We start from the raw sequence: 7280 nt of genomic DNA on the forward strand, positions 1-7280 counted from the left end.
ACCACCGATCTCCGGCGACGACATCTGGGTACCCGGACAGCTCGGCAACGCCCGCGCCGGACTCGGCATCAAGCGGCAAGAATGGTCCATAAAAGACGCTGCCAGCGCAGCCATCGCGATCAAGGCGCTCGAGCAGCCCGAGCCGCGCGTGGCGCTCGGCATTGCGTTGCGCGGCGTGGCGCACGCTGCGCTGGATCTCTCCGACGGCCTCGCGGGCGACCTCCTGCACATATTGAAGCGCTCGAACATGCGCGCGACCGTCGACGTGGATCTCGTACCGCGCTCCCCCGTTATCGATGCATTGCCGGCGGCCGCCCAGTTGCCGTGCGTCCTCGCCGGCGGCGACGACTACGAACTCTGCTTTACCGCGCCAGTCGAGGCGCGCGCAAAAATCCAACGCTCGGCCAAGCAGGTGGGCGTGCTCGTGACGCGCATCGGTACAATCGAGGGTCTTGCTGCTCTCACTGACACGCCCGCCATCGACTGGCGCAATCATGCCGGTCCCGTATCGTTTACGGCATCGGGCTACGACCACTTTCATGCAGACTGACCCGATCACCGAGACTATCGACGACAAACCGCGTCCCAAGCCAAAGCGCCGGACGAGCGCCCGCTTCATGCTGTCGCATCCGCTTCACATCCTGTCGCTGGGTTTCGGCAGCGGCTTGTCCCCGGTTGCGCCCGGCACCGTCGGCACATTGTTCGCGTGGGCGTCGTTCGTGGCGTTCAACCCGTACCTCACCGTTGCCGAATGGGCCGTGCTGATCGCCGTGGGCTTCGTCGCCGGGTGCTGGTTCTGCGGCTTCACGGCGAAGAAAATGGGTATCGAGGATCCGTCGCCGGTCGTGTGGGACGAGATCGTCGCGTTCTGGCTGGTGTTGCTGCTTGTCACGCCCGCCACGTTCACCGGACAGTTGTGGGCGTTTATCGTGTTCCGCTTCTTCGATATGGTTAAACCGCCGCCCATCAGCTATTTCGATCGTCATCTGAAGGGCGGTTTCGGCATCATGTTCGATGACATCGCGGCCGCGTTTTTCTCGTTGCTCGTGATCGCGCTGTGGCGCATGACGATTTGATGCCGCGCGTTATCGATCCTCTCTTGCCCACACGATCAGCCCACTAGCGAGTCCCATCATGGCCACCGATAAAGTCGTCCACCAGCTCGCCATTCGTGCCGGCAACAAACTGCGTGATGAGCGCCTGATGCTCGCGACGGCGGAATCGTGCACGGGCGGCATGGTCGCGGCTGCGATGACGGATATTTCCGGCAGCAGCGCGTGGTTCGAGCGGGGGTTCGTCACGTATTCGAATGCCGCCAAGACCGAGATGATCGGCGTGCCGGCCGACCTGATCGAGCGTCACGGCGCGGTGAGCGAACCGGTTGCCAAGGCCATGGCCGAAGGTGCGCTCAGGAACAGCCGGGCGCAGGTTTCGCTGTCCATTACGGGCGTAGCGGGTCCGGGCGGCGGTACGGAAACCAAGCCGGTCGGCATGGTTTCATTTGCATGGAGCAACCGGCTGCATACCTCTGTCGAGACGCAGTTGTTCAAGGGCGACCGCGAACAGATTCGCACCCAGGCAGCGGCGCATGCGCTGCGCGGTCTGCTCGAACTATTAGAACGAAGGGAACGGTGAACAAGCGGATGTTGGCTAGACAGGCAAAAACCGGAACCGCGAATCATGGGTGGGCGTGCTGATGCCGGCGTTTGCCTACGACACGGCTCAGATCATCAAATGGCTCGGCGCATCTACCGTGGCCAAGGCGCGCGGGTACGTCGACGAAGTCAGGCACCTGCACTGGGACAACGACGTTCTGCGTGCCGACGTGAAAGGCACCCAGCGCCAGCCGTATCACGTCGAAGTGAAGTTCCGTGACGACCGTGGCGCGATCTCAGCCCAAGGCCGCTGTTCGTGCCCGGTCGGATTCGGCTGCAAGCACGCTGCCGCCGCGTTGCTCGCGACCGCCAGCGACAAACCCGACGAACCCGACTCAGTACGCGCCGAAGTCGCCGGCTGGCTTGAAGGATTTCGCTCACGGTTTGCATCGACACGCAGTACGGCTGCGAAGAAAACCACCGAAGCAAATGGCGCCCTGGCGCTCGCTTACGTGCTCGGCACGTCGCGCGTCATGCGCATGCCCGAGGTCGCGCTGCACAAGGTGCGCCTGAGCCCGGACGGCTCGCTCCAGACGCTCGACCGGCCCTGGACCAATCTCGACTCAGCGCTCGTCAAACAGCCGAAATTCGTAAGCGACGACGACCTGACCATTCTTCGTGCGCTGATCATCGGACGCACGCGCAACGACTTCGGCGGCTTCGCCTTGCACGGCGAAGAAGGCGCGGATTTGCTGCAGCGCATGCTCGCAACCGGACGCCTTTTCACGGCCACGCCTTCGTCGCGGGATGTGGGCGAACCGCGCCGGCCGTTGACGCAGGGCGAAGCGCGGCCGGGACGCATTGAATGGACGCCGGACCCGGACGACCGCGTGCGGCCCGTGCTGCAAACGGAGCCGGCATCGACCTTCGTCATCACGACCGAACCGTTGTGGTTCGCCGATGCCGAAACGCGCGAAGCCGGCATCGTCGACATGCCTCAGCCGGCGCGGCAACTCGTCGATTATCTAGCGATGCCGCCCATCTCGCTCGCCGAAGCGCCGCTTGTCGGCGCCATGTTGCGCGAGGTCGCGTCCGACCTGCCGCCGCCTCCGGGCCACGAAACGCTGAATCTACAGATCGTCGATATTGAACCGGTGCCCGTGCTCGTGCTCGACACGCAGTCCATTAGCGGAACATGGCGGCCGCGTGAGGAACGCACGGGGGCGAGCGTGCTGGATTTCGCCCTGCTGAGTTTCGATTACAGCGGCTTCAGCATCGACCCCACGCACGCCACTACGATCTTGCGCACGGAGTCCGGCGACATGGTCCAGGTGAAGCGCCGTCACGACGTGGAAACGCGGTATTCGAACCAGCTCTACGAGCTTGGATTTCGCAAGATTCCGGCGCACCAGCGCTTCGGACCGAAGGCCATTCCGGCCGGCGTGCTCGGCTTGCCGGCATCGGCCGCCTGGGCCTTGTTCACGAGCGACACCGTGCCGTCGTTGCGCGAGGACGGCTGGCGCATTTCCATGTCGCCGGAATTCCGCTTCGATTTCATCGAGATCGACGATATCCAGGGCACCGCGCACCACAGCACCGACGGCTGGTTCGACCTCGAACTCGGCATTGCCGTCGGGGAACGGAGCGTGCGGCTGGAGCCGCTGCTCGCCGACCTGTTCCAGCGCGACCGGCGCTGGCTGGCGGGGGCGATCGATTCGATTCCGGATGACGAAGGCATCGAACTCAACACCGATCTCGGCGAACGACTGCGGCTGCGTGCATCGCGGATCAAGCCGGTGGTGCGCGTGCTGATCGATCTGTTTGACACCCTCGGTACGCAACCGCTGCGCGTCTCCGAAAAAGACGCCGGCCGTCTGGAAGCGCTCACCGACACCGGCCGCTGGCAGTTCCACGGTGATGTCTCCATCCGTGAACTCGCGCAACGATTGCAGGAAGGACCGGGATTGCGTGAAGTCCCGGTCCCTCGCGGCTTGAACGCAGAGCTTCGCGTCTATCAGCGCGAAGGCCTCAACTGGATGCAGTATTTGCGCGAACGCAACCTGTCCGGCGTGCTTGCCGATGACATGGGACTCGGCAAGACCGTGCAGACGCTCGCGCACATTCTCGTTGAAAAGGAATCGGGCCGGCTCGACCGTCCCGCGCTCGTAGTGCTGCCGACTACGCTCGTTCACAACTGGCGAGAGGAAGCGAAGAAGTTTGCGCCCGATCTTCGCGTGCTCGACCTGCATGGTCCGCAACGCAAGGATCGCTTCGATCAGATCAGCGAGCACGATCTCGTGTTGACCACGTACCCGCTGTTGTGGCGCGACTTGGCCATGTTGTCGCAGTACGAGTATCACTTGCTGATCCTCGACGAAGCACAGACCGTGAAAAACGTCGCGACAAAGGCTGCCAAGGGGATTCGTGATTTGAGTTCGCGGCATCGGCTTTGTCTGACGGGTACGCCGCTTGAAAATCACCTGGGCGAGTTGTGGGCGCAGTTCGATTTCCTGCTGCCGGGATTCCTTGGCACGCAGAAAGATTTCACCAAACGCTGGCGCACGCCCATCGAAAAATACGAGGACCCGGTGCGCCGTGATCTGCTCGTGCGGCGGATCCGGCCATTCATGTTGCGTCGAAGGAAAGACGAAGTCGCGAAGGAATTGCCGCAGAAGACGACTATTGTGCGGACTGTATCGCTCGAGGGTTCGCAGCGGGATTTATACGAGACCGTGCGAATCGCGATGCAGGAAAAGGTGCGAATGGCGGTGGCCGATCAAGGTTTGGCGCGCAGCCATATCGTCGTGCTGGAGGCGTTGTTGAAGCTGCGTCAGGTTTGCTGCGATCCGTCGCTGGTGAAGCTCACGCGGGCGAAGCGCGTCGAGGAATCGGCGAAGCTCGATTTGCTGCTCGATATGCTGCCGGAGTTGCTTGAAGAAGGACGTCGCGTGCTGCTGTTTTCGCAGTTCACGGGGATGCTTGCGATCATCGCCGCCGCGCTCGATAAAGCCGGTTTGCCGTACGTGACGTTGACGGGCGATACACGTGATCGCGTGACGCCGGTGACGCGTTTTCAGGATGGCGAAGTGCCATTGTTCCTGATCAGTTTGAAGGCGGGTGGAGTTGGGTTGAACCTGACCGCCGCCGACACCGTGATTCACTACGATCCGTGGTGGAATCCCGCGGCGGAGAATCAGGCGACGGACCGTGCGCATCGGTTGGGGCAGTTGAAGCCGGTGTTCGTTTACAAGTTGATCGTGGCGGGGAGTATTGAGGAGCGCATCGTGGCGATGCAGGACCGTAAGGCCGCTCTCGCCGATAGTATTCTGCGTGAGGACGCAGCAGCCGGGGCCAAGTTCTCGGCGGAGGATATTGAGGCGTTGCTGGCGCCGATGCCGCAGGGGTGATGTGTATTTTTTGGACGCTTTTTGGCGCCTTGGGTGGGGGGCGCGGGGTCGGAGTTGGTGCCGGGTTGCTGCTTTTTAGGCTACCGCGCGTTTCGTTCTAGCTGATCTCTTTCGCACTATTAGCCACTGTGCGTGGCGGCACTTCATTTCTTTGTCCAACGGCGACAAAGAAACGAAGCAAAGAAAACGCCTTCCAACCGCTAATTCATAAGTGTCCCGAGCGTGCACTGACAACTGTTTGGTACGTCAGAAGAACGCTCGACGCCGGAATTCAGAACACTTGAACCCCTCCCCCTCCGGCAACAGATACCCACACGCTTCGCCACCAGTAACTGTGGCAGTCAATACGGAAACCTGGCCAAAGTAAAACAACAGGTTGAGCCATAACGGCTCTACAGCATGCTGAACTTGCCGAGACTTCGCAACCGGTGGTCCCAGGCAAGCACGGGCGCAACGGAACCAGTACAGCCACGCCCTCCGTTTGGGCGCCAGCGCGCGCAGCGCGGAGGCCTAATTAGCGGATTCCCACACTGGTGGCGAAGCGTGTGGGTTGCCGTGTTCGGAGGGGGAGGGTTTCAAGTGTTCTTGATTGCGGCGTCGAGCGTTCTTGTGAAGTACCAAACAGTTATCACTGCACGCTCGGGACACTTATGTGCCGTCGGTGGAAAGGCGTTTTCTTTGCTTCGTTTCTTTGTCGCCGTTGGACAAAGAAATGAAGTGCCGCCACGCACAGTGGCTAATAGTGCGAAAGAGATCAGCTAGAACGAAACGCGCGGTAGCCTAAAAAGCAGCAACCCAGCACCAACCCCAACCCCAACCAACCAAAAACCCCTCCCCGAGCGCCAGCGAAAACTCAAACCACCACAGTCTGCGCCTCACCAGCCTTCGACTCCCGAACCCGCCCGATCGCCCAAACCTGCTCCCCTGCCGCCGACAAGATTCCCGTTGCAGCTTCGGCGTCAGCCGCATCCACAACAACGACCATCCCGATCCCGCAATTGAACACTCGATGCATCTCCGCATCAGCCACACCGCCGTGCTTCTGCAGCCACGAGAACAACGGCGGCAGCGGCCACGCCCGATGATCCAGCTCAACGGTCAAGCCATCGCGCAGAACCCGCGGAATATTCTCGACCAGCCCGCCGCCGGTGATATGCGCCATGCCCTTCACTGCCATCTGCGACATCAGCGACAACAACGGCTTCACATAAATATGCGTCGGCGCCATCAGTGCATCAGCAAGCGTTCGGCCATCAAAATCGGCATTCAGGTCCGGCTGCGCACGCTCGATGATCTTGCGCACCAGCGAATACCCATTCGAATGAATCCCCGACGAAGCCAGACCCAAAACCACATCGCCCGGCTTGATGGTCGAGCCATCGATAATCTTGCTCTTTTCCACCGCGCCAACCGCAAATCCCGCCAGATCGTATTCGCCATCGGGATACATGCCCGGCATTTCGGCGGTCTCGCCACCGATCAACGCGCAACCGGCCAGCTCGCAACCCTGCGCAATGCCCTGCACCACGGTCGCGGCCGTATCCACATCCAGCTTGCCGCAGGCGAAATAATCGAGGAAAAACAATGGCTCGGCGCCTTGCACGAGAATGTCGTTCACGCTCATGGCGACGAGATCCTGGCCGACGGTATCGTGCTTGTTCAGTTGAAAAGCGAGGCGCAGCTTGGTGCCTACGCCGTCGGTGCCGGACACGAGCACCGGCTCCTTGTAGCGTTTGGGCACTTCGAACAGCGCGCCGAATCCGCCGATCCCCCCCAACACGCCGTCGCGCATGGTTTTCTTGGCAAATGGCTTGATCCGGTCGACGAGCGCGTCGCCGGCATCGATGTCCACGCCCGCATCGCGATAGGACAAACCTTGGGCGGGTGCGCCCGTGCGCTCTGGGGCGGATTTCGGTTGATTCATGGGGGATCGGCGAGAAGGTCGGTAAAATGAGATTTTAACCGATGCTGGCCGTCCAACCTGATTTCTCGCAGTTCCCGGCCGCGGCTCCAAAGTACCGTTCCACCCCTTTTTGAGACTCACGCCTATCCGGCGGGTGTCTCGACCTTGCGCTCAATGCCTTTTGCACCGGTTCATGCCGGACATCAGCGAAATTGAGCGCGCCGTTTTCAAGACACGCCCTGACGGAACCGATTGCCCGTGCAACGCCAACTGACGCTCGATCTCGGCACGCCGCCGCTCGCCACCTTCGACAATTTTTTCGCCGCCGGCAACCACGAGCTGGTCACGCGCCTTCGAGTTCGCGCAGGCGCGTGA

The 7280-nt window shown here is 61.6% G+C and carries 5 protein-coding genes and 1 pseudogene; 5 read left to right on the forward strand and 1 reads right to left on the reverse strand.

What is annotated here, in order from left to right; all coding sequences use genetic code 11:
• The 4 genes from ACRXB1_RS25890 to ACRXB1_RS25905 form a co-directional block, all read left to right on the forward strand.
• A partial coding sequence (locus ACRXB1_RS25890; protein ID WP_449493659.1) for an AIR synthase-related protein occupies positions 1-550 on the forward strand: 550 nt, incomplete at its 5' end.
• On the forward strand, positions 540-1076 hold the full coding sequence (locus ACRXB1_RS25895) for a phosphatidylglycerophosphatase A family protein (protein WP_231941293.1): 537 nt from the start codon (positions 540-542) through the stop codon (positions 1074-1076). The genes ACRXB1_RS25890 and ACRXB1_RS25895, both read left to right, overlap by 11 nt.
• A 58-nt stretch (positions 1077-1134) precedes the next feature.
• The gene (locus ACRXB1_RS25900) at positions 1135-1635 is read left to right on the forward strand and encodes a CinA family protein (RefSeq protein WP_061998498.1); all 501 of its coding nucleotides are present in this window, start codon (positions 1135-1137) and stop codon (positions 1633-1635) included.
• Between the two features lie 61 nt (positions 1636-1696).
• The gene (locus ACRXB1_RS25905; protein ID WP_449493660.1) at positions 1697-5002 is read left to right on the forward strand and encodes a DEAD/DEAH box helicase; all 3306 of its coding nucleotides are present in this window, start codon (positions 1697-1699) and stop codon (positions 5000-5002) included.
• A gap of 853 nt (positions 5003-5855) precedes the next feature.
• Here ACRXB1_RS25905 and purM read toward each other — a convergent pair.
• Complete coding sequence (gene purM / locus ACRXB1_RS25910) at positions 5856-6926, reverse strand: phosphoribosylformylglycinamidine cyclo-ligase (RefSeq protein ID WP_449493661.1); 1071 nt, start codon at positions 6924-6926, stop codon at positions 5856-5858.
• 231 nt (positions 6927-7157) lie between these two features.
• Between purM and ACRXB1_RS25915 the strand changes: the two are divergent.
• Positions 7158-7262 (forward strand): annotated as a pseudogene (locus ACRXB1_RS25915) (DnaA regulatory inactivator Hda); the annotation flags it as partial.
• Positions 7263-7280: the final 18 nt, after the last annotated feature.

The organism is Caballeronia sp. M23-90 (genome assembly GCF_053574605.1).

Bases quoted from the DNA above. Each gene is read 5' to 3' on its own strand.
- ACRXB1_RS25900 (WP_061998498.1), top strand. From the start codon at position 1,135: ATGGCCACCGATAAAGTCGTCCACCAGCTCGCCATTCGTGCCGGCAAC.
- ACRXB1_RS25905 (WP_449493660.1), top strand. From the start codon at position 1,697: ATGCCGGCGTTTGCCTACGACACGGCTCAGATCATCAAATGGCTCGGC.
- ACRXB1_RS25895 (WP_231941293.1), top strand. From the start codon at position 540: ATGCAGACTGACCCGATCACCGAGACTATCGACGACAAACCGCGTCCC.
- purM (WP_449493661.1), bottom strand. From the start codon at position 6,926: ATGAATCAACCGAAATCCGCCCCAGAGCGCACGGGCGCACCCGCCCAA.